The following is a 2,441-nucleotide window of genomic DNA, read 5'->3' as shown; positions in this document are numbered from 1 at the left end:
AAAGCCAAGTCAAATACTATTCGGAATTGATGGCAACCAATGGATACACACCAAAAGAGCCAAAACTGATGAACCCGTCAAGATTCCATTATTACCTATGGCAAAAGATATTTTGGAAAGGTACCGAGAAGAAATGATGCTTACTGGAGAACTGTTACCAGTCTATAGCAATCAAAAGACCAATCAAACCTTAAAGGAGATAGCCAAAGCATGTGGTATCCATAAAAACATCACCTTCCATACAGCTAGACATACTTTTGCGACCACGGTCACTTTATCCAATGGAGTCCCCATAGAAACAGTTTCCAAATTACTGGGACATACCAAAATATCCACGACCCAAATCTATGCTAGGGTACTACAAAAGAAAGTAGGGGAGGACATGCAAGATTTGATGAATCTTTTCGAAACAAAAAAGAAGCAAAGAAGCGAAGAAATTCCCAAACCTTACCAGAATTAAAAATCAATTAGGAGAGATATACATATTATTTGAAGTTTCATTTTTAAGATTTTAATGATTACGATAATTCATGGCATTATATCTATAATCAACGTTTTCAAACTGTTAAAACAAGACAGCTTTTCACAGTTGTTTTAAACTAAATATAATTTAAAGTAGCGGGGCAATTCAAGATGTGTCATTGTCATGACAATCTTGCTTTTTCTCCCGAAGGTCGCAAAAGAAAAAAGGAAAATGAAAAGGGAGTTCATTCAATTTAGATGCAGCATCTATGAAAAGAAAATGCTCAAGCTCAAGGCCAAAAAGGCAGGGCTCTCCCTATCCGAATATTGCCGTAGTTCGGCTTTTGGACATAACATCATCGAGCGGTTGACACCAGAGCAGATGGAACACTATGCCATGTTGGTCAAGTACAAGAACAACTTTAAACGCATAAGTAATATGTTTAAGAAAAGGAATCCAAAACTCTCCAACGAAGTGGAGCAATTAGCAAATGAAATACGAAACCATCTCTACAATTTCAACAAATGATAGCCAAGGGAAAATCCATATCACATACCAAAGCTTCTATCTCCTATGGATGGAACCAAGAAAAGGATGCGGAGATTATCCACAGCCAACATTTAGCAGGAGATAATCCCAAGGAGATAACGGAAGAGTTTAAAATCATCCAATCACAGAATCAAAGAACACAAAAAAACACCCTAAGCTTTGTACTAAGTCCAAATATTGAAGATGGCAAAAGATTATCCAAACAAGAATTACAGGAACTCACCAAAAAGTTTATAAAAGCAATGGACTTAAAAGAAAGACAGGCGATTGCTTTTGTACATAGAGATAAAGAGCATACCCATATCCATTTGTATGTGAACAGGATAGGTTTTGATGGAAAGGCATACAAGGACAGCTTCATTGGAAAAAGAAGTCAACAGAAAGCCTATGAGGTTGCCAGGGGAATGGGACTTACCAATGCAAGGGACATCCAATACCAAAGACTTGACCAAATCAAACAAATCAGAAGTGAGATAAAACAAATCCATGATAATGTGATAGCGAAAGAAAGACCGAAAAGTCTGGATACCTATATCAAGCTGATGAAGGGAAAGGAAGTCACAGTTATTCCAAGTATCAACAAACAGCAAAAGCTACAAGGCTTTCGGTTTGCCTACAAAGGGCAGAACCTAAAAGGGAGTGAGGTTCACCGTTCCATGTCGGGAGGAAAAATAATATTTCAAATCTCCAACGACATGAATATGGGAATGCCCAAACAGAATATACCTACGGTAAAACTTGCAGGAAAAGCGGTTGAACTGAGCACCAATATTGCTATAGCTCTAGCGAAGCGGATAGTAAAGAAAACAATTAAGAAGGCAATTGACCTAGGAATGGGAATTTAAACAGCACATATTATGAAAAAAATAGATGAAATCATGGAACTGTTGACCGAAGAAATCAATGGTTTCCATAAGTCAATTGAAAAATTGGAAGACTTATCTAAAAACCTAAATGAAGTAAAAGTGAAAGCAGACACTTCCAATATAGAATACCACTTAAAAGAACACCTAAGAAAACAGGAAAGGGTTGAATCTCAAAATCAACGAACATTAAAAGAGCTAAATCAAAAACTAAAAGGAGTAAAGCTTATTCCCAAATGGTTGTTGGGACTTTTTCTATCAGTACTTATAATGCTTACTATCGTCATTGGATATTTAAGTTTTCAAGTTGTGCAATTGGATAAGGACAAAGTGGCCATTCAAGGTAAAGAAAAAGTAGAACTACGAATGAATAAGTAGAATGCGCCCTATTCCGATTTTACTTAACGCTTAGCTGACGGCACACTATAAAATCAGAATAGGATCCATGCGCAAAGTTTAAGGGTAAGGATTTGGGTTTTAAATTAATTTTGCAGTTTTTTCAAAATGAAACATTCTTACTTCTCTAAACATCCAAAAAAAATTGAATGAAAAAAGGCCTTTTTCAA

General features: G+C 36.2%; 4 protein-coding genes. All 4 read left to right on the top strand.

Features of this window, described 5'->3' with window-relative positions; all coding sequences use genetic code 11:
* Positions 1-460: site-specific integrase (locus AACM45_RS20175; RefSeq protein WP_339145004.1), on the top strand; the 460-nt coding region annotated here is incomplete at its 5' end.
* Between the two features lie 234 nt (positions 461-694).
* On the top strand, positions 695-991 hold the full coding sequence (gene mbpA / locus AACM45_RS20170) for a mobilization protein MbpA (RefSeq protein ID WP_339145002.1): 297 nt from the start codon (positions 695-697) through the stop codon (positions 989-991).
* The gene (locus AACM45_RS20165) at positions 988-1,857 is read left to right on the top strand and encodes a relaxase/mobilization nuclease domain-containing protein (protein WP_339145000.1); all 870 of its coding nucleotides are present in this window, start codon (positions 988-990) and stop codon (positions 1,855-1,857) included. The genes mbpA and AACM45_RS20165 overlap by 4 nt, the downstream gene beginning before the upstream one ends.
* A 12-nt stretch (positions 1,858-1,869) precedes the next feature.
* On the top strand, positions 1,870-2,253 hold the full coding sequence (locus AACM45_RS20160; RefSeq protein ID WP_339144998.1) for a DUF6730 family protein: 384 nt from the start codon (positions 1,870-1,872) through the stop codon (positions 2,251-2,253).
* Positions 2,254-2,441: the final 188 nt, after the last annotated feature.

Origin of the sequence: Croceitalea sp. MTPC5 (genome assembly GCF_036985505.1) — a bacterium.
GTDB lineage: Bacteria > Bacteroidota > Bacteroidia > Flavobacteriales > Flavobacteriaceae > Croceitalea.
Note: the sequence above shows the minus strand (reverse complement) of the source record. Positions and strands in the feature narration are given on the sequence as shown.

Excerpts from the sequence above, each read along its gene's own strand:
- mbpA (WP_339145002.1), top strand. The coding sequence starts at position 695 with ATGAAAAGGGAGTTCATTCAATTTAGATGCAGCATCTATGAAAAGAAA.
- AACM45_RS20165 (WP_339145000.1), top strand. The coding sequence starts at position 988 with ATGATAGCCAAGGGAAAATCCATATCACATACCAAAGCTTCTATCTCC.
- AACM45_RS20160 (WP_339144998.1), top strand. The coding sequence starts at position 1,870 with ATGAAAAAAATAGATGAAATCATGGAACTGTTGACCGAAGAAATCAAT.